The following is a 19,338-nucleotide window of genomic DNA, read 5'->3' on the forward strand; positions in this document are numbered from 1 at the left end:
CGACTCCGCAACCGCGGCATCGACTCACTTCCCAGCGTTCGCACGCAGAAGACGGCAGACTGACACCACGCACCGGTGGCCCCATTTTCGACCGCCGGAACGGCTCCACTTTCGAGCGTCGTCGACAAAGGTGCAGACGAGCCGCTCTCTTTATGGCCGTGTCGCGTCCTGTTTCTGATGGAGGCTCTCAGTCCTCGGAAGGATGAGAGTCACGGCAGCATCGAGGAAGTATCTCGACGGGCTTCGCGAGCGGGTGACTCGGGTGGCGGTCGATCTGAGGCGTGACCCAGCCACCTAGGTCGGCGCTATGAGCCGGGTTGGCGAGCATTTGGGCATCACCTCGAGACCCTGCGCAACTGGGTTCAGTAGGTCGACATCGACGAATTCCACCGTCTCGGAGTGACCGCGGCCGAGGGGCAGGGCATCTCCGAGCTTGATCGGGAGAACCGTGAACTGCGACGTTTGAACGAGACCTTGCGGACGGCGACGGCGCTTTCGCCGCGGCGGGGGTCGACGCAAGGTGGGGAGTACTGCGGTGCTGATCGCCTACATCGACGAGCATCGTTGTGTGATGGCTCGATTGACACGGTGCAGCCAGAATCGGGACCGAGGCTAGTGCTCTGGCGTACTGCTTCGACCTTGTTTTTGCCGCGGTAGCGGACCCCCTCGGAATCAGATGACCGAGCATTGGGCAGCCGGTCAAGTAGATGATGAGATTCTGCCAGTTGGGTGACGACGTCGAGCTCTACTCGTCTTCGTCGGTAGCAACCTCTAGCGGAATGTCTGCCGTCGAGAAGCCGTCCGCTGTTGAAACGAATAGCACCTCCACGGACTGCGCTTGGCCGAGTCCATCGACCTGCTGCACGATGCGGACGACAAAGGTGACGCCCTGGCCAAGTTCGAGGTGCATGTCGATAAGGTCCGGCGGATCGACGCGAACGTCATAGGCTGGCGAGTTTCGTTGAATTCCCGTCTTGACCTTTACGATGCCGCTCTCGCGAAGTTCGACAACTCGTCCTGAAATGATGGTTGTTTGGGGCTGAGGAGTCGTTTCAAGAATTCTGCGGACGTAATCTCGGCCCCGGTTGCCGAACCATGCACTTCGCACTTCACCACTCACGCCGGAGAATGCAACATCGACTTGGGCGTCGATCTTGTCGAGCGCCTTGCTGAAGCGTCCAAATGCATCCGCAGCCTTAAGCCATCTGCGGAGATCCTCTTCCCGTTCGGCGGCGCCCGCGAGGTCTACAAAGGCGCGCAATGCGGCTTCGGTTGACGTAGAATCGATCGGCTGATCGCCGACGGCGGGGTCCTCATCCGACTCTGAGTGCACGGTATGCCGGGGACGAACGTGCAGAACTGTACTGCCGACAGAAACGCCGGTCAGTTCTAGTTCAACCTGATCATCAGCCAGGCTGGCAACCGATTCCTGCAGGGGCTTCAAGAGCGCGGACCCAACATCAAACGTCAGCGCACCTTGTGCCAAAGTGGACGCGACCAGCCGAACTCGCAATTCCTCGTGCAAGCTCGCTTGTGGATCGAGTTCGCGGAGACCAGCGAGTCGCGCACGGTTCGCTTCGGTCTCGAAGGCATCCCCGTCAAGCGCCTCAGCGCCTTCGTTGGACAGCCACGCATCAATGCTCGATCGATGCCGGCTCAGGATCGCTTTACGAGCAGGTTGGCGGGGCGTCGGTGACTCCGTCACAGGACCACCTCCAGATAGCCACGCCTAGTCTCCACGGTAGCGACTGTTGGCTCCCCTGTCGCTGCACCAGGATCTCGACACCTCTGCCACCACTCGTCCCAGCCCCCGCGGTCCTGCAGGTACGCCTTGTCTGCCGCGTCGGTGACCCTAGTGTGGAACACCGACACCACGCGCCGGTACCGCAACTCAAGCGGAGAGACGCCAAACTGCTGCTTGCAAGCCTGTCGCTGAAAGGCTCTGGCGAGCCATCCCGAACCAGACTTCCCCTTCAGGGCGACGCGGGCTTCATCGTCAAGGCAAACGGTCACGTCGATGTTGTTGGGCTCGACCTTGCCGCTCACGAAACTTCCGGCTAGCCACAGACACTTGAGTAGTTCTCGGCCGTCTAGCAACGAAGCGTGCCGCTCCTCGAGAGCGAGGAAACGCCCAATGTACTCCTCCAAGCCGTCCCAGAGTCGCGGGCGGCTCGAAGAGTTCGCAAACTGGCGATCGTCGACAAGGAGGGCTCTTGCCTCGTCGATTGTCACCCGTACGCGGCCTGGATGCGGATAAAGGTCGTCCACTGAAGTGAGCCACGTGTAATCGAGCGCCATCTCAACGCAACTCGCGTGCCATGTGAGGGACGGCGCCGACAGCGCCGCGGTTACTCATCTCTGTGTTCTCCTATCGCTCCCACTTCGAGGTAACGATAGGGCAAGGTGCGGGTCGACGCAGATGGCCCGCCATCAATGTCTGGTCTGATGCATTGATAGTTCCGAAGGGTCGGCGCGCCGCCTGCCAGTTCGGCGGCCCGCAGCTCCGTCTCGCGCCTCAAGGTATGCGCCGAATGTGTGGATCACAGTGTTCGCGCTGGCGCTGGCCGGTGGAATCGCGGTGGGTGAATGCCTTCGCGGCGCGGCCCGGGTCTGAGCCCTGGCTGTCGATAGTTGGAGGGCGGTCCGCTGGCCGCCGGGAGCACCAGAGGCGGGCTCGCTCTGCCGTGCCTGAAGGCGCCCGATTGAATCCGACTGTGTCGGCCGCCGCGAGCCCGTATGTGCCCTGGGCGCCACTATCTTGGGGGCAGCGTTCGACTCCCGGATTCTGGTGATTGCGGTTAAACGCGGCCAAGTACGGTTCCACGCGTTGTGCTCCGGGCGCTAGCCGTGGGGCGAGTTCGTGGTCGCCTCGACGGCCTCGGCCGACGGGTGCGTCCTCGCGGTAAGGTGACACGTTTGCGACGACTCCATTCCAAGGCCTCTGACCTGCAGTGATGCAGGCTGGGGCTGTCGGCATCCCGGGGTCCTGCCACGCGTGCCGGGTCCTGGTGGAACCCCCGACATGCCCACCCTGGTTGCCGGGCGACGCGCGAGGTGTCCTGGTGGAGTGGCGGTCCGTCCGGTCCGCCGAGCAGCACCAGGAGGAACACCTTGAAGTACACGCAGAGCGGCGGCCAGACCTTCCCCGGCCCGGCCGACTGGTTCACCGGCACGGTCCAGATCGACGGCGTCCGCAACCCTGACGAGCAGTCGGCCGTCGGCTGCTCCCACGTCCGGTTCTCGCCCGGTGCCCGCACCGCCTGGCACCACCACCCGAAGGGCCAGACCCTCTACGTCACCGACGGCATCGGCCTCGTCGCCACCCGTGGCGGCTGCGTGCAGGAGATCCGCCCGGGCGACGTCGTCTACATCGAGCCGGGCGAGGAGCACTGGCACGGCGCCACCGCGTCCCGCTTCATGGCGCACGTCGCGATCCAGGAGGCCGACGAGAACGGTCAGGTCGTCACCTGGCTCGACCACGTCACCGACGAGGAGTACGGGGCCTGAGCCCCGCTCCTCCGGAAGACACAGCGACCGGCACCCGAGGGGGTGCCGGTCGCTGCCATTCCGGAAGCAGGGGGCCGTCAGAGGGTGCGCACGACCCGGGCCGGTGAACCGACGACGACGCTGCCGGCAGGCACGTCCCGAGTGACCACGGACCCGGCCCCCACGACGGCGTCCTCACCGATGGTGACGCCCGGCAGGACCGTGGCGTTCGCGCCGATCCACACGTTGCGGCCGATCGTCACGGCGCCCGGCACGAGGTCGAAGCGGCGGGCGGGGTCCAGGCCGTGGTTGAGGGTGGCGACGACGACGTTGTGCCCGATGAGGCAGTCGTCGCCGATGCGGATGCCGCCCTGGTCCTGGAAGTGGCACCCGGAGTTCACGAACACCCGCTCGCCGAGGTGGAGGTTGCGGCCGAAGTCGGAGTGCAGGGGCGGGAAGACGGTCACGGACGCGGGGACGTCCGCGCCGACGAGCCGGCTGAGCAGCGCCCGCAACTCGTCCGGCTCGTGGTAGCTGCCGTTCAGCTCGGCGGTCACCCTCATCGCCTCCTGGCTGGCGCGGTGCATGGCCGCGTGCAGGGGCGAGTCGCCGGTGACGGTGCTGCCGGCGTCCAGGGCCGCCAGCAGCACGTCGAGACCGGGGATGGCATCGTCCATCGGGTCGGGCTGGCTCACTTGCCGCTGTAGACGGGGAAGAAGCTGTTCTCGCCGTAATCGGCGAAGCGGAGGTCGCTCAGCACCTTCATGTCCGCCTCGGAGATCTCGAAGTCGATCTCGGCGTTGGACCGCATGTGCTCGGGGTTGGCGGTCTTGGGCAGCGCCACGGTGCCGCGCTGGACGACGTAGCGGATGCAGAGCTGTGGCACGGAGACGCCCAGGCGCGCGGCGATCTCGCCGACCTCGGCGTGCTCGAGGATCTCGCCGTGGGCGATGGGGGAGTAGGCCTCGACGAGGATGCCCTGGCTCTCGCAGTAGTCGATGAGCGCGTCGGGGGTGTTGCCGATGTGGGCGAGCAGCTGGTTGACGTGCGGCTTCACCGTGGCGGTGGCCAGGATGTTCTCGACGTCCTTCTGCTCGAAGTTGGACACGCCGATCGCGCGGACCTTGCCGGCGGCCAGGGCCTCCTCGAGCGCCTTCCAGGCCTGCTGGTTGCCCTCGGCGTAGTCGCCGCCGCGGTAGTCGGCCCACGGCTGGGGGCTGTGGATGAGGAAGAGGTCGACGTAGTCGAGCCCCATCGTCTCCAGGGAGCCGTCGATGGCGGCGACGGCCTCGTCGTAGGACTTGATCTCCGCGGCGAGCTTCGTGGACACGAAGATCTCGTCGCGGGCCACGTCGCTGGTGCGCACGCCCTCGCCGACGCCGCGCTCGTTGCCGTAGGCCTGGGCGGTGTCGATGTTGCGGTAGCCCGCGGCCAGCGCCTGGCGCACGGCCTCGGCGGCGTCGGTGTCGACGATCAACCAGGTGCCCAGCCCGAGCTTCGGGATGGTGACGTCGTTGCTGAGGGTGAAGGTCTCGTTGAAGGTCATGCCACCAGGGGACGTCGGATCGCGACCGCGCGGCAGGGCGGGCTCTTCCGGGGTTGTCGCAGACCCCCCTCCGGCCTGGTGCGACCCGGCAGGATGGAGGGGTCCCCGTCCCAGAGGAGCCTCGTGCCAGTGTCCCCCGCCCGGCCCCCCGCCTCGTCCCGTGGTGCCGCCGTGCGGCGCGCGCTCCTCGGTCTCGCGGTGGGCGTGCCGGTGCTGCTGGTCGGGCTGGTGGCGGCCGCCAACGCCGTGGTCCTGCACCGCACGGACGGCCTCGTCACGGCCGAGGCAGAGGACGTCACGCCCAGCCAGGTCGCGATCGTGCCCGGCTCCCGGGTGCTCCCGGACGGGACCCTGGGCGACGTGGTGGCCGCGCGCGTGGCGGGTGCGGTCGAGCTGTACGAGGCGGGGCTGGTCGACGCCGTCCTCGTCTCCGGTGACAACCGCGAGATCTACTACAACGAGCCCGAGGCCATGCGGCGCGCCGTGCTCGAATCAGGCGTGCCGCCACAGGACGTCTTCACCGACTACGCCGGCACGAACACCTGGGCCACGATGCGCCGGGCCGCGGAGGTGTTCGAGGTGCGCAGCGCGGTCGTGGTCTCCCAGGAACTCTACCTCCCGCGCACGGTCGACCTCGGGCGGGCGGCCGGCATCGACGTGCAGGGTCTCGCCGTCGACCAGCCAGGCCGCGCCCGCGGCGGCCGGGAGACGCTCGCCCGGCTGAGCGGCCTGTTCCAGGCCACGGTGCGGCCCGACGTCCTGCTGGGCCCCACGATCCCCATCACCGGGGACGGCCGCGACTCCTGGGCGTGAGCAGCATCAGGCGGGTGTGAGCCTCAACAGCCTGCCGGAGCCTTCGTCCTCCAGCAGCCAGATGGCGCCGTCGGGGGCCTCGGCGACGGCGCGGACCCGCTGCCCGTCGAGGTCGAACACGTCGACGTCGCCGGCGTCCGCCCCTTCGAGGTCGACGCGGACGAGCGCCTCGCCGGAGAGAGCGCCCAGGAACGCGTCGCCCTGCCAGTCGGGGAACATCTCGCCGCCGTAGACCATCAGGCTGCCTGGCGAGATGCTCGGGTCCCACGACACCACAGGTGCGACGAACCCGTCGCCGGGCGTGTGGTCGGGGATGTCCTCGCCGCCGTACTGGCTGCCGTTCGACGCCTCGGGCCAGCCGTAGTTGCCGCCGGCCTCGACGAGGTTCAGCTCGTCGCCGCCCTCCGGGCCCATCTCCGAGGACCACAGTCGGCCGTCGGGCGCGAACGCCAGCCCGAGCGGGTTGCGGTGGCCCCAGGTGAAGATCTCGGCGCTCACCCCGCCCTCGTCGGCCAGGGGGTTGCCGGGTGCGGGGTCGCCGTCGAGGGTGAGGCGGACGATCGTGCCGAGCGTGTTGGTGGTGTCCTGCGCCGGGTCCTGGAGCTGGCGCTCACCGGAGGACACGTAGAGCTCCTGCCCGTCCGGCGAGAACGCGAGGCGGTGGCCGAAGTGGCCCGTGCCGAAGACCTTCGGGGTCTGGCGCCACACGACCTCGAGGTCCTCGAGAGCCGCGCCGTCGCGGTAGGTGGCGAGCGTCGCCCGACCGACCGCGGCGCCCACGCCGCCGTCCCCGGCCTCCGCCCAGCTGAGGTACACCACCGCGTCGTCGGCGAACGTCGGGCCGGGGACGACGTCGCCCAGACCGCCCTGGCCGTCGTCCACGACCTCGGGCACGCCGGACACCTCCACGACCTCGCCGCTCTCCTGGTCGCGCAGGTGCAGCGACCCGCTGCGCTCACCCACCAGCAGCTGGTCGGTGCCCGGGAGGAACGCCAGCGACCACGGCTCCGCGAACGTGCCGAGCTCCTGCACGACGAACGGACCGGAGACGCGCCCCGCCACCGTCGAGCCCTCGACGGTCACCGACGGCACGCCCGCCCCCTCGGCGGACGAGGCGGTGGACCGCGACGGGGAGGCGCCGTCCCCGCAGGCCACCAGCAGGGCGGAGGTCAGCGCGAGGCCGGCGGCAGCGGCTGCGGCCCGGGGCAGGCGTCGGGGCAGGCATCGGGGCAGGCATCGGGGCCGGGGGCGGACGGCGTCCTGCTCGTGCATCGGGGGCTCCTCGCTCGTGCTGCCGGCGGCCTGGCGCCGCGGGCGGCTACGACGAGCCAACCGCGTCCAGCTCACAGCCGGATCAGGGTGACTGCTCGAGGCGGGGCGCAGGGTCACCCGCACGGACGAGCCGCTGGGGGTGGACCAGCGGGCGCGAACCGGTGGAAACATCCGTTTCACGGCCGCGCCGCCTCCGCCCGGACCCTCACGCAGCTTGTCCCGAGCGGGGGTGGTGGCCGTCCAGTCCCTACCCTGGGCCGGTGCCCCGCTCACCGCTCCCGCCCCGGCACGGGCTCCAAGCGGCCTGGCTGGTCACGCCGCACGCCGACCCGCAGCGTCCGGCCCCGTGGCGCACGATCGGCGCGTGGCTCCGGGACGCGGTGAACGACCGCGTCGACGTCGAGGCGATGCTGGCGGCCGGACGTTTCGTGGGGTCCGACGGCGAGCCGATCGACGAGCAGCAGCGCTACCGGCCGCAGGTCTTCGTCTTCTTCCACCGCGACCTGCGCGAGGAGCCCGTGGTGCCCGGCGAGGTGCGGGTGGTGCACCGCGACGAGCGGATCGTCGTGCTCGACAAGCCCGCGTTCCTCTCCACCGTGCCGCGCGGCAACCACGTGCTCCAGAGCCTCGTGGTGCGCGCCCGGGAGATGCTCGACCTGCCCGATCTCACCACGATGCATCGGCTCGACCGGGTCACCTCCGGCCTCGTGCTGTGCACGACGGGCGCCGAGCACCGGGCCGCCTACCAGTCGATGTTCGCCGCCGGCACGGTGCGCAAGACCTACCGGGCCCTCGCGCCCTACCGACCCGAGCTCGAGACTCCGACGACGGTGCGCAACCACATCGCCTCGATCCCGCGCACCGGGCTGGCGCAGGTCGTGCCCGGCGCACCGGTCAACGCCGAGACGCTGGTCGAGCTCGAGGAGCGCCGCGGCGACCTCGCGGTCTACCGGCTCAGCCCCCGCACGGGCCGCACGCACCAGCTGCGGCTGCACCTGCGCGACCTCGGCGCCCCGATCGTCGACGACCCGCTCTACCCGGTCGACCGGCACGTCGACATCGACGACTTCTCCGAGCCGCTCCAGCTGCTCGCGGCCGAGCTCGCGTTCACCGACCCGGTCGACGGCAGCGCGCGGCACTACCTCAGCGAGCGGACGCTCCCGCTGCCGCCCGCCTAGCCGGGCGGCAGGCCTCAGTCGGCCGAGAGCTGCGCGACCAGCGCGTCCGTGGCCTCGGTGATGATCGCGGTCATCGCCTGCTGGGCCGCGGTGGCGTCCCCGTCGCGCACCGCCCTGGCGACGTCCTCGTGCAGGCGGACCGCGTCGGGGTTGGGCCGTGAGGGCATGAGGTCGTGCTCGGTGCGTCCGGCCAGCAGCTCGCCGACGACGTCCGCGAGCGCCGCGAGCATCTCGTTGCCGGACGCCTCCAGCAGCGTGCGGTGGAAGACGGTGTCGGCCACCAGGTAGTCGTCGAGCCGCTGCGCGCGACCGTGCACGGCCATGTCGTGGACGGCGCCGGCGAGGGCGGCGACCTGCTCCGCCGTGGCGCGCTCCGCGGCGAGCGCGGCCGCGACCGGTTCGAACCCGCGGCGCAGCTCCGAGAGCGAGGCGAGCTGCGCGGCGCGTCCGCTGCCGGCCAGGCGCCAGCGGATCACCCGCGGGTCGAAGACGCTCCAGCCGGACGACGGGCGCACGGTGATCCCGACCCGGCGCCGGGACTCCACCAGGCCGAGGTGCTGCAGCACCCGCACGACCTCCCGGGCCATCGAGACCGAGATGTCGTGGCTGCGGGAGATCCCCTCGAGCGTGAGGACGGAACCGGCGGCCAGCTCGCCGCTGACGACAGCGGCGCCGACGGCGTCCAGGACGCTCGCGTGCAGCGCTCCGCTCGCGGGTCGGGACTCCATGCCGCTCATCCTCCCACCTGCGCAGATCTCGAATGATCCGACTAATAAGTGATCCAGGTTGCAAAGATCCTATGATTAGGCGCACACTCTCCGGCGTGACCACGACCACAGCACCCGAGGGCGGCCCGGCCGACGCGAGCGTCGGACCCGTCGTCGTCATGGGCATCTCCGGCTCCGGCAAGTCCACCGTGGGCGCCGCCCTGGCGCAGCGCCTCGGGGTCCCGTTCGCCGACGGCGACGACTTCCACCCGCCCGCCAACATCGCCAAGATGTCGGCCGGCCAGGCGCTGGACGACGACGACCGCGCGCCGTGGCTGGACGCGCTGGCCTCGTGGCTCGCCGAGCACGGCCAGGGCTGCGTCCTCTCCTGCTCGGCCCTCAAGCGTGTCTACCGGGACAGGCTCCGTGCAGACGCCCCGGACCTCGCGCTGCTGCACCTCGACGGCCCCGTCGAGGTCATCCGTGAGCGGCAGGCCACCCGGCCCGGCCACTTCATGCCGGCCACCCTGCTCGCCTCCCAGGTCGCCACGCTCGAGCCGCTCGCGGCCGACGAGCGTGGCATCGTCCTCGACGTCAGCACCGACGTCGACACCATCGTCGCCCGCGCGGCCGCCGCGCTGGTCGACCAAGCACCACTGGAGTCCCGTTGATCCCCCTCGTCGCCGCGGCACCGCTGCCGCTGGACATCACGCTCGTCGAGCCCGTCACCTCCGGTGGCCGCCTCGTCGGTGCGGCCCTCGTCGCCATCGCCGCGATCGTCCTGCTCATCACCGTCGCGAAGCTGCACCCGTTCCTCGCGCTGGTCATCGGCGCGATCACGGTGGGCGTCGGCGCCGGTCAGCCCCTCATCGCCACGAGCGCGACGCCCGAGGGCACCGTCCCCGTCCTCACCTCGTTCGCGACCGGGTTCGGCTCGACCGCGGCGGGCGTCGGCGTCCTCATCGCCCTCGGCGCCATGTTCGCGAAGCTGCTGGCCGACACCGGCGGTGCCGACCAGATCGTCGACACCATCGTCGGCCTCGCCACCCCGCGCACCCTGCCGTGGGCGATGGCGCTCGTGGGCGCGGTCATCGGCCTCCCGATGTTCTTCGAGATCGGCCTCGTGCTGCTGATGCCCGTCATCTACCTGGTGGCGCGCCGCTCCGGGCAGTCGCTCATCACCATCGGCATCCCGACCCTGGCCGGCCTCTCCGCGATGCACGGACTCGTCCCGCCCCACCCCGGCCCGCTGACCGCCATCGGCAACCTCGGTGCCGACCTCGGCACCACGCTCATCCTCGGCGTGATCGTGGCCGTCCCGACGATCGTCGTCGCCGGTCCTCTGTTCGGCACGCTGGCCGGTCGCTGGGTCGTCGTCCCCGCGCCCGAGCGATTCGACGCCGCCGACCGCGAGGGCTCGCGCCCCGCCTTCGGCACCACGATGCTCACCGTCCTGCTGCCGGTGGTGCTGATGATGGGCAAGGCGGTCGTCGACATCGCCGTGGACGACGACACGGCACCGCTGCGCCAGACCTTCGACGTCCTCGGGACGCCCGTGGTCGCCCTGCTGCTCGCCACGCTCCTGGGGATGCTGCTGCTCGGTCGCGGCGCTGGCATGTCGGTGCGTGAGGTCTCGGCCTCGATCGAGTCCTCGCTGCCCGGCATCGCCGGGATCATCCTCATCGTCGCCGCCGGTGGTGCGTTCAAGCAGGTCCTCGTGGACACCGGCATCGGGACGCTGCTGGCCGACTGGGCCGCCGGCGCCGGGATCTCCGTGCTGCTGCTGGCCTGGGTCCTGGCGGTGCTGATCCGCCTGGCCACCGGCTCCGCCACCGTCGCCACCATCACGGCCTCCGCGCTCATGCTCGGCCTCGTCGCCGACCTGCCCACGGCCGAGGTCTCGCTCGTCGTCCTCGCCGTCGGTGCCGGCTCGGTGTTCCTCAGCCACGTCAACGACGCCGGCTTCTGGCTGGTCAAGGAGTACTTCGGGCTCGACATCGGCCAGACCTTCAAGACCTGGTCGCTGATGGAGACCGTCCTCTCCGTCTCCGGGCTCGTCTTCGTGCTGCTGCTCGGCCTCGTCGTCTGACCCGAGGCCGTCCGCGACCGGCGGGGGGGGCCCCGGGGGGGGGCGGGGGGGGGGGGGGCGGCCCCCCCCGCCGCGTCTACCGGCTCCGCCTCGTGCGGGGGGTGCCTCGCGGCACGGGGCCGGGTAGACAGGACCGATGCGCATCTTCCTCACCGGCGGCAGCGGCAAGGCCGGCCGCCACGTGGCCCCGTACCTGGCCTCGCTCGGCCACCAGGTCACCAACGCCGACCTCGTGCCGCTCGGCCACCCCGACGTCGCAGACCTGCGGGTCGACCTCACCGACGCCGGTGCCACGTACTCGGCCATGGCCGGGCTGGCCACGTTCGCCGAGCTCGACCTGCCCGAGGCGCCGCGGTACGACGCCGTCGTCCACCTGGCGGCGGTGCCCCGCATCCTGCTCACCGACGACGCCTCCACCTACGCCACCAACGTGCTCTCCACCTTCCACGTGCTGGAGGCGGCCACGCGGCTGGGCATCGGCAAGATCGTCTACGCCTCGTCGGAGACCACCTACGGCATCTGCTTCGCCCAGGGCGAGCGCACGCCGCTCTACGTGCCGGTCGACGAGGAGCACCCGACGGTGCCGGAGGACGCCTACGCGACCTCGAAGGTCGCCGGCGAGGTGACGGCGCGCTCCTTCCAGGCCCGCAGTGGCGCGGACGTCTACGGTCTGCGGATCAACAACGTGATCGAGCCGCACGAGTACGCCGAGATGTTCCCGGCCTTCGTCGAGGACCCGGCCCTGCGGCGGCGCAACCTGTTCGCCTACATCGACGTGCGGGACCTGGGTCGGATGGTCGAGCGGTGCCTCGAGGTCGACGGCCTGGGGCACGAGGTCTTCAACGTCGCCAACGCCGACACCTCGGTCGCCATCAGCTCCGCCGAGGTGGTCGAGCGTTTCTACGCCGGCGTCGAGGTGCGCGGTGAGCTGGGGGAGCGGGAGACCTTCTACTCGATCGAGAAGGCGCGAGCGATGCTCGGGTTCGAGCCCGTGCACTCCTGGCGCGAGGAGCTGGACGGGCAGGCCTGAGAGGCCCGGGAGGCCCACCGACAGGGTCGGTCGGTGGGGGTGGCGTGCAGGTCCTCACGCTGGCGTGAAGGTCCTGTGCAGACCCTTGGTGGGGCACGTGCCCGCTGCCGACGATGATCTCGAGCCGCCGGCACCGCCGGACCGGCGCCTCGCGCCCCAGGTCAGGAGCAGGAGAGCCCGTGTCACCCACCGTGCTGGTCGTCGACGACGACAGCGACTTCCGCGCCCTCGTGCGCCTGCGCCTCGAGGCCCTCGGCCTGCGCGTCGTGGAGGCCGAGACGGGGCGCGACGCACTCCTGAGCGTCACTCCGGACGAGGTGCCCGACCTGATCATCGCCGACCTGTGGATGCCCGGCATCGACGGCCGCGAGGTGCGCGACCACCTGTCCTTCACCCACCCCGAGGTGCCGGTCTGCGTGTGGTCGTCGCTGCCGCGCACCGGGCCGGACGTCGAGGCCAAGGGCCTGGAGTCCCTGTCCCGCATCGTCGCGAGGCACTGCGGCACCGGCACGCCCTGACGACAGGCCGGTCCGCCAGGTGCTCGCGCAGGTCGTCCCGATGGTCCAGGCTTGGCCCCATGACGGGTGATGCGAGCGCCACGGTGCTCGAGCCCGAGCGGCTCGGTCCGCTGGCCCGCCCGGCCGTGGTGCTGGCGCTGCTCACCGCGCTGCTCGGCGTCGTCGCGCTGATCGGCTGGGCGGTGGACTCCCCGGTCCTCACCCGTGTGCTGCCGGGCCTGGTCGCGATGCAGCCCTCGACCGCGGCCGACTTCGTGCTCCTGGGCCTGGGCACGGCCGTGATGCAGTCCCGCGTGCTGCCCAGCCGTCGCGCGGCGAGCATGGTCGCGCTGGTCGCGGTCGCCCTCGTGCTGGTGATCGCCGGCACCGGCCTGGTCACCGAGACCCAGCAGGTCGACTACCCCTTCACGTTCCTGGCGGACATGAGCCAGAACGGTGGCCGCATGTCGGGCATCACCGCCGTCGGTCACCTGACCCTCACGGTGTCGCTGCTCTGCCTCGTCCTGCGACGGCCGGAGGTGGCCCACGGCACCGCGGTCGCCGGTGTGGCCATCGGCCTCATGGGCCTCTCGGGCTACGCGTTCGGCCCCTCCGACCTCTACGGCGTCGGCTACTTCCAGACCCTCGCGCTGCACACCGCGCTCGGCATCACCACGCTCGGCCTGGCCCTCGTCATGGCCACCGGCAACGTCGGCCTGGTGCGGCTCGCCCGCTCGCGGACGACGGGCGGGCGGCTGGTCCGCACGCTGCTGCCTGCCGTCGTCCTCGTGCCGCTGGCCACCGGCTGGCTGGGCGTGCGGGCGATGCGCGAGGGCGCGGGGCCGGGCTTCGTGGTGGCCTGCCTGGTCACGGCCGTCGCCCTGTTCAGCGGGGCCATGGTCTGGGCCGCCGGCGCGCAGCTGCGGCAGGCGGACGTGCGCCGCGCCGAGGCCGAGCGCGACCGGCACGAGGCGGAGGTCGCCCGTGCCGAGGCCCAGCTCGCCCTCGAGCAGCTCGCGGCCGCCGACGAAGAGCTCCGCATCGCCAACCGCGACCTGCGGGACTTCACCTCCGCCACCGTCCACGACCTGCGCGGCCCGCTCAGCGCCATCCAGCTCGGCTCCCAGATGCTGGAGCTGACGAGCTCGGAGGAGACCCGCGCCAAGGTCGAGGAGCGCATCCGCACCGCCGTCGCCCGGGGCATGGCGCTCGTCGACGACCTGCTCGACCTCCAGCAGGTCGGCACCGTCGACCCGGAGAGCACCGACCTGGACGTGGTGGCGATGGTCTCCGCGCACGCCACCACCGTCTCCGACCAGACCGGCCGCGCCGTGCACCTCGACCTGGCCGGTGCGGACGACGTCACCGGCGTCCACGCCGACGAGCAGCTCGTCCGGCGACTGGTGGGCAACCTCGTGGAGAACGCGGTGAAGTACACCCCCGGCGACGACGCCGTGGACCTCGCGCTGCGCACCAGCACCCACGAGGAGATGGTCGAGGTGCGCCTCGCCGACCGCGGCGTGCCCATCGCCGAGGAGGAGCGCGAGACGGTCTTCGAGATCTTCCGCCGCGGCACCGAGGGCGCCCGGGTGGCGCCCGGCACCGGCGTGGGCCTCGCCATCTGCCGGCGCATCGTGGAGCGGCACGGCGGCGAGATCCACATCGAGGACGAGGCGGGCTGGGCGAAGTCCTTCGCGTTCACCCTGCCGTGCGCCGGCGGTGTCGACCCCGGTGCGGAGGTCGCCCCCACCGCGTGACGCGGAGAACGCCCGCGCGGGTGTGGTGCCAGCACGACCGTCTGCCGGGACCTTCCGCGAAAGCCCTCCAAGGTAAAGAGATCTCTGCCAGGGTCGGTCTCGTGACCTCCCCCCACCGTCACGGTTCCCCCACCTCGGCCGTGCCCACCCGTGCCCTCGCCGTCCTGCTGATGGTCGGCGGCGCCCTGCTCCTCCTGGCCGCCGCGGTCTTCGTGCTGGACCCCGGGCAGGCGACCGGCGCCCAGCACCGCGCCCTCCTCGTCCTCGTCGCCGGCCTGCCGCTGGCCCACGGCCTGCTCGTCCTCGGCGGAGTGATGAGGGCAGAGGCCCGACGCCGCTGACGTACCCTCACAGCACGTCTCGCATCCGAGACACATGCCGGGTGCGGGCCGTGGTGGCCGGTCCCGGCCGGGCGTGCAATGGAGGCGTGCAGACCTCCATCACCTCCACCGGCTCCTCCGCCCCGTCGCCGCGCGACACCACCGACGCCACCGACGCCTCCAGGCCGCCGCAGGTCGAGGTCGGCACGGGCCCGGTGACCCCCGAGCAGCTCGTGGCGGTGGCACGGCACGGGGCCGGCGTCCGCCTCTCGCAGGAGTCCCTGGAGGCCGTCGACGCCTCCCGCGCCGTGATCGAGCGGCTGGCGGACGCCGAGCGGCCCGCCTACGGCGTCTCCACCGGGTTCGGCGCCCTGGCCACCACCCACATCCCCCGCGAGCAGCGGGCCCGGCTCCAGCGCTCGCTGGTCCGCTCGCACGCGGCCGGCTCCGGCCCCGAGGTCGAGCGCGAGGTGACGCGCGGGCTGATGCTGCTGCGCCTGTCCACCCTGGCCACCGGCCGCACCGGCGTCCGCCGCGAGACCGCCCTGCTGCTCGCCGGCCTGCTCGAGCACGGCATCACCCCCGTCGTCCGGGAGCACGGGTCGCTGGGCTGCTCCGGCGACCTCGCGCCCCTCTCCCACGTGGCGCTCGCCCTCATCGGCGAGGGCGAGGTGCGGGACGCCGGCGGGCGGCTGATGCCCGCGGCGCAGGCCCTGGCCGAGGCCGGGCTGGCCCCGGTCGAGCTCGCCGAGAAGGAGGGGCTCGCGCTGATCAACGGCACCGACGGGATGCTCGGCATGCTCCTGCTCGCCCTCCACGACCTGCGCCTTCTCCTGCGCACGGCGGACGTGGCGGCGGCGATGAGCGTCGAGGGGCTGCTCGGCACCGACCGGGTCTTCGCCGCCGAGCTCCAGGCGATCCGGCCGCACCCCGGGCAGGCCGCCTCGGCGGCCAACCTGCGGGCGGTGCTCGCCGACTCCGGCGTCGTCGCCTCCCACCGCGGCGAGGACTGCACCCGCGTGCAGGACGCCTACTCGCTGCGCTGCGCGCCCCAGGTGCACGGCGCGGCCCGCGACACGCTCGACCACGCGGCCACGGTGGCCGCGCGCGAGCTGGCCTCGGCCGTGGACAACCCGGTCGTGGTCGAGCTCGACGGCGAGCTGCGGGTGGAGTCCAACGGCAACTTCCACGGCGCGCCGGTCGCCTACGTCCTGGACTTCCTCGCGATCGCCGCGGCCGACGTCGCCTCGATGAGCGAGCGCCGCTCCGACCGCTTCCTCGACACCGCCCGCAACCACGGGCTGCCGCCGTTCCTGGCGGAGGACCCGGGGGTCGACTCGGGCCTGATGATCGCGCAGTACACGCAGGCTTCGATCGTCTCCGAGCTCAAGCGGCTCGCCGCCCCGGCCTCGGTGGACTCCATCCCGTCCTCAGCGATGCAGGAGGACCACGTCTCCATGGGCTGGGGCGCGGCCCGCAAGCTGCGCCGGGCGGTCGACGGCCTCGCCCGCGTCGTCGCGACCGAGCTGCTCACCGCCGCCCGGGCCCTGGAGCTGCGGGCAGCGGCCGGACAGCCCAGCCCGGCCAGCGTCGCCGTGATCGACGCGTTGCGTGCGGGCGGCGTCGGCGGCCCGGGGGAGGACCGGTGGCTCTCCCCGGAGATCGAGGCCGCCGTCGTCCTCGTGCGCTCGGGCGCGGTGCTCGAGGCCGCGGAGGGCGTGCTAGGCCCGCTGGCCTGAGCGGCCCCGCCCGGCCCCGCCTGGCCCCGCCCGGCCTGCTGCCGTCAGCGCGGGTGCACCGTCCAGGGCTGCTTCGGCTTCGGCTGCTTCTCGACGCGCGGGCGGGTCTCGTCGCCGGCGTCCAGCACGGCTCGGACGACGGGCAGCGGCTGCCCCATCGCCTCGGCGATCGCGGCGTCGGTGAGGGGCGCTGCTGCGTCCTCGCGGGCGAGCATCCGGTCCACGGCGGCCCAGACGGCGTCGGCGAAGTCCATGGGCGCAGCGTAGGCCCCGGGACGCAGCGAGGCCCGGTCTCGACGTTCTCACCATTTCCCCGACGTCGTGACCGGGCCCGTCCGCTGAGCGGCGTGCGCCGTGTGGTGCCCGCGTCCCCATTGACGCGAGCGGCGCGGGTGGCTGCCTCGGCGGCCACCTGGTCCGTGCAAGGACGACGCTAGGACCTCGACCTTTGTCGAGGTCAACCCCTCCGGGGTGAGACGGGACGTTCGCGCACGGCGTCGAGGACCGAGGGCCCGTCCGTCCGTGCCGGTGGGCACCCGATCTGCGGGGCCCTCTGGACGAAAGCCGTGTGGCCTGCTTCACTTGCCATCACGCAGAGTGGCACGTGCCATTCATGACGCCGATCACAGGTGATGGAGGCAGGACGATGACGGTCACGACGGAGAAGCCCGACACCCAGGCAGGCCGCCGGGCGGGTGCGGCGGTCTACTACGACCCGCTGAGCTTCACCTCGTACGACCACCCGTACGGGACGTACCAGCAGCTGCGGGACGAGGCGCCCGTCTACTACAACGAGCGCCGCGACCTGTGGGTGATCTCCCGCTACGCCGACGTGCAGCAGTGCCTGCGCGACCACGAGCGCCTGGTCAACAAGTTCGGCAACGACATCGACGGCACCCACGACACCTACGGCGTCGGCATGCTGGTCTGCCAGGACCCGCCGCACCACACCGTGCTGCGCGACGCCATCCGCCGCTGCTTCGGCGGCCGCGAGATCATGGCCATGGAGGCCGGCATGCGCGAGACCGCGCGCCGCCTCGTGGACGACTTCAAGCGCTCGGGCTCCGGCGACGTCATCGAGTCCATCGCCCTGCCGCTCGCCTTCGACGTGGCCCTGCGGCTGGTCGGCGTGCCGACGTCCGACGCCCCCTTCTTCACCGGCCACCTGCTGCGTGCCATGGAGCGCACCGTCGGCAAGCTGGGCGTGCCCGGCGACGCCGCCGTGGCCAACGCCGAGTCCGAGGAGCGGATCGCCGAGGTCGTGCAGGCCCGTCGCGAGGCCATCGCCGCCGGCGCCGACCCCGACACCCCGGACGCGATCAGCCAGATCCTGCTGGCCGTGCAGGACGGCACGGTCGCCGACATCGAGACCGTCGGCCTCTCCCACCTCGTCCTCTCCGCCGCGACCGACGCCCCGGCCGCGCTGCTCTCGAACTGCCTGGCGATGCTCGACCGCTACCCGTCGCTGCAGGCCGAGCTGGCCGAGAACCCGGGCAAGATCCCCGGCTTCGTCGAGGAGGTGCTGCGCTTCGACAGCCCCGGCCAGAACCTCTCGCGCCAGACGGTCGCCGAGGTCGAGGTCGCCGGCGTCACCATCCCGCGCGACGCCCGCGTCATGCTGCTGCTGGCCTCCGGCAACCGCGACGAGCGGGTCTTCGACTCCCCCGACGTCTTCGACATCGAGCGTGAGTTCACCCAGGACAACAAGATCCTCGCGTTCGGCGAGGGCATCCACTCCTGCATGGGCGCCCCGATCGCCCGGATGGCGGCCCGCGTGCTGCTCGAGACGATGCTGGACGGCACCGAGTACCGCGTCGTCGGCTCCCCGGAGCGCTGGATCAAGCAGATGGTCCGCGGCTTCTCCTACCTGCCCATGGAGGTCGTCACCGGCCCCGACGAGAAGCTCACCGGCGCCATCGACCACCACGCCTCGAAGATGACGCTGACCCCCCAGGGCACGCTCGTCGAGACCCGCGTCGTCGTGGCCGCCAAGGATCTCGTCTCGGAGGGCGTCGTCGCCCTCACCCTCGAGCCCGCCGACGGCCTGCCGCTGCCGGAGTGGACCGCCGGCGCCCACGTCGACCTCGTGCCCGACCGCTCGGTCATGCGCCAGTACTCGCTGTGCGGCGACGTGCACGACCGCACGAAGTACCGCCTGGGCATCCTCCGTGAGGCAGGCGGACGCGGCGGCTCGCTGTTCGTCCACGACCAGCTCGCCGTCGGCGAGGAGCTCACCGTCCGCGGGCCGCGCAACAACTTCGAGCTCGAGCCCTCGCCCAAGTACCTGTTCATGGCGGGCGGCATCGGCATCACCCCGATCCTGCCGATGATCGCCGCGGCCGAGGCCGCGGGTGCCGAGTGGCAGCTCGTCTACGGCGGCCGGACCAAGGCGTCCATGGCGTTCCTCGACGAGCTGGCCGTGCACGGCGACAAGGTGCGGCTGGTCCCGCAGGACACCGACGGTCACCTGCCGCTGGCCGAGCTGCTCGGCGAGGCCAAGGACGACACGGCGATCTACGTCTGCGGCCCGGCGCCGCTGCTGGACGCCGTCGAGGCGGCCAGCGCCCACTGGCCCGAGGGCGCGCTGCACCTGGAGCGGTTCGCCGCCAAGACCATGACCGCCCCGAAGCGGCCCGGCCCCTTCGAGGTCGAGCTCGCCCAGACCGGGGTGACCCTCACGGTCGACGACGACACGACGGTCCTGGAGGCCGTCGAGGAGGCCGGCGTCCAGGTGCTCTCCTCGTGCCGCGAGGGCACCTGCGGCACCTGCGAGACCCCCGTGCTCGAGGGCACCCCCGACCACCGCGACTCGGTGCTCGGCGAGCGGGCGCAGAAGCGTGGCGACTGCATGATGATCTGCGTCTCCCGCTCCTGCACCGACAAGCTCGTGCTCGACCTCTGAGC

General features: G+C 71.6%; 18 protein-coding genes. 11 read left to right on the forward strand and 7 right to left on the reverse strand.

Going from position 1 to position 19,338, the window contains the following annotated elements; translation table 11 throughout:
* Positions 1-745: 745 nt before the first annotated feature.
* Together M8316_RS11790 and M8316_RS11795 are read right to left on the reverse strand one after the other, a co-directional pair.
* Entirely contained in the window at positions 746-1,705 is a 960-nt protein-coding gene (locus M8316_RS11790) for a hypothetical protein (RefSeq protein WP_250054795.1), read from the reverse strand.
* Positions 1,702-2,298: a DUF6932 family protein gene (locus tag M8316_RS11795; protein ID WP_250054797.1), complete on the reverse strand. Its 597-nt coding sequence runs from the start codon at positions 2,296-2,298 to the stop codon at positions 1,702-1,704. The genes M8316_RS11790 and M8316_RS11795 overlap by 4 nt, the downstream gene beginning before the upstream one ends.
* Positions 2,299-3,111: 813 nt before the next feature.
* Here M8316_RS11795 and M8316_RS11800 point away from each other — a divergent pair.
* Positions 3,112-3,507 carry a (R)-mandelonitrile lyase gene (locus tag M8316_RS11800; RefSeq protein WP_250054799.1) on the forward strand — a complete coding sequence of 132 codons (396 nt, stop codon included), beginning with the start codon at positions 3,112-3,114 and terminating at the stop codon, positions 3,505-3,507.
* A 77-nt stretch (positions 3,508-3,584) separates the two neighbouring features.
* Here the strand turns inward: M8316_RS11800 and M8316_RS11805 are convergent, their stop codons facing one another.
* Positions 3,585-4,181: a sugar O-acetyltransferase gene (locus M8316_RS11805; RefSeq protein ID WP_250054801.1), complete on the reverse strand. Its 597-nt coding sequence runs from the start codon at positions 4,179-4,181 to the stop codon at positions 3,585-3,587.
* Positions 4,178-5,032 carry an aldo/keto reductase gene (locus M8316_RS11810; protein ID WP_250054803.1) on the reverse strand — a complete coding sequence of 285 codons (855 nt, stop codon included), beginning with the start codon at positions 5,030-5,032 and terminating at the stop codon, positions 4,178-4,180. Before M8316_RS11810 ends, M8316_RS11805 begins: the two co-directional genes overlap by 4 nt.
* Positions 5,033-5,203: 171 nt before the next feature.
* Here M8316_RS11810 and M8316_RS11815 point away from each other — a divergent pair, with 171 nt between their 5' ends.
* Complete coding sequence (locus M8316_RS11815; RefSeq protein WP_250054805.1) at positions 5,204-5,845, forward strand: SanA/YdcF family protein; 642 nt, start codon at positions 5,204-5,206, stop codon at positions 5,843-5,845.
* A 6-nt stretch (positions 5,846-5,851) separates the two neighbouring features.
* On the opposite strand, the gene M8316_RS11820 is transcribed toward M8316_RS11815, so the two are convergent.
* The gene (locus M8316_RS11820; RefSeq protein ID WP_250054807.1) at positions 5,852-7,117 is read right to left on the reverse strand and encodes a PQQ-dependent sugar dehydrogenase; all 1,266 of its coding nucleotides are present in this window, start codon (positions 7,115-7,117) and stop codon (positions 5,852-5,854) included.
* 260 nt (positions 7,118-7,377) lie between these two features.
* Here M8316_RS11820 and M8316_RS11825 point away from each other — a divergent pair, with 260 nt between their 5' ends.
* Complete coding sequence (locus M8316_RS11825) at positions 7,378-8,295, forward strand: pseudouridine synthase (RefSeq protein ID WP_250054809.1); 918 nt, start codon at positions 7,378-7,380, stop codon at positions 8,293-8,295.
* A gap of 14 nt (positions 8,296-8,309) precedes the next feature.
* On the opposite strand, the gene M8316_RS11830 is transcribed toward M8316_RS11825, so the two are convergent.
* Positions 8,310-9,023, reverse strand: a complete 714-nt coding sequence (locus tag M8316_RS11830) for a FadR/GntR family transcriptional regulator (protein WP_250054811.1) — start codon at positions 9,021-9,023, stop codon at positions 8,310-8,312.
* 95 nt (positions 9,024-9,118) lie between these two features.
* On the opposite strand from M8316_RS11830, the gene M8316_RS11835 reads away from it, so the two are divergent.
* The 7 genes from M8316_RS11835 (at position 9,119) to hutH (ending at position 16,434) form a co-directional block, all read left to right on the forward strand.
* On the forward strand, positions 9,119-9,673 hold the full coding sequence (locus M8316_RS11835; protein ID WP_443689930.1) for a gluconokinase: 555 nt from the start codon (positions 9,119-9,121) through the stop codon (positions 9,671-9,673).
* A complete protein-coding gene (locus M8316_RS11840; protein WP_372490585.1) occupies positions 9,673-11,091 on the forward strand; it encodes a GntP family permease in 1,419 nt (472 codons plus the stop codon). The genes M8316_RS11835 and M8316_RS11840 overlap by 1 nt, the downstream gene beginning before the upstream one ends.
* A gap of 136 nt (positions 11,092-11,227) precedes the next feature.
* On the forward strand, positions 11,228-12,121 hold the full coding sequence (locus tag M8316_RS11845) for an NAD-dependent epimerase/dehydratase family protein (protein WP_250054814.1): 894 nt from the start codon (positions 11,228-11,230) through the stop codon (positions 12,119-12,121).
* A gap of 179 nt (positions 12,122-12,300) precedes the next feature.
* On the forward strand, positions 12,301-12,639 hold the full coding sequence (locus M8316_RS11850; RefSeq protein ID WP_250054816.1) for a response regulator: 339 nt from the start codon (positions 12,301-12,303) through the stop codon (positions 12,637-12,639).
* Between the two features lie 59 nt (positions 12,640-12,698).
* A complete protein-coding gene (locus M8316_RS11855; protein ID WP_250054818.1) occupies positions 12,699-14,375 on the forward strand; it encodes a sensor histidine kinase in 1,677 nt (558 codons plus the stop codon).
* A gap of 101 nt (positions 14,376-14,476) precedes the next feature.
* Positions 14,477-14,716, forward strand: a complete 240-nt coding sequence (locus tag M8316_RS11860) for a hypothetical protein (protein ID WP_250054820.1) — start codon at positions 14,477-14,479, stop codon at positions 14,714-14,716.
* A 194-nt stretch (positions 14,717-14,910) separates the two neighbouring features.
* Positions 14,911-16,434: a histidine ammonia-lyase gene (gene hutH, locus M8316_RS11865; protein ID WP_250054952.1), complete on the forward strand. Its 1,524-nt coding sequence runs from the start codon at positions 14,911-14,913 to the stop codon at positions 16,432-16,434.
* 44 nt (positions 16,435-16,478) lie between these two features.
* Here hutH and M8316_RS11870 read toward each other — a convergent pair whose 3' ends face one another.
* Positions 16,479-16,688, reverse strand: coding sequence for a hypothetical protein (locus tag M8316_RS11870; protein ID WP_250054822.1), 210 nt, complete (start codon positions 16,686-16,688; stop codon positions 16,479-16,481).
* Between the two features lie 392 nt (positions 16,689-17,080).
* Between M8316_RS11870 and M8316_RS11875 the strand changes: the two genes are divergently transcribed.
* Positions 17,081-19,336: a cytochrome P450/oxidoreductase gene (locus M8316_RS11875; RefSeq protein WP_250054824.1), complete on the forward strand. Its 2,256-nt coding sequence runs from the start codon at positions 17,081-17,083 to the stop codon at positions 19,334-19,336.
* Positions 19,337-19,338: the final 2 nt, after the last annotated feature.

The sequence above is a fragment of the Nocardioides bruguierae genome, from assembly GCF_023554635.1.
In the GTDB taxonomy this organism is placed as follows: Bacteria; Actinomycetota; Actinomycetes; order Propionibacteriales; family Nocardioidaceae; genus Nocardioides; species Nocardioides bruguierae.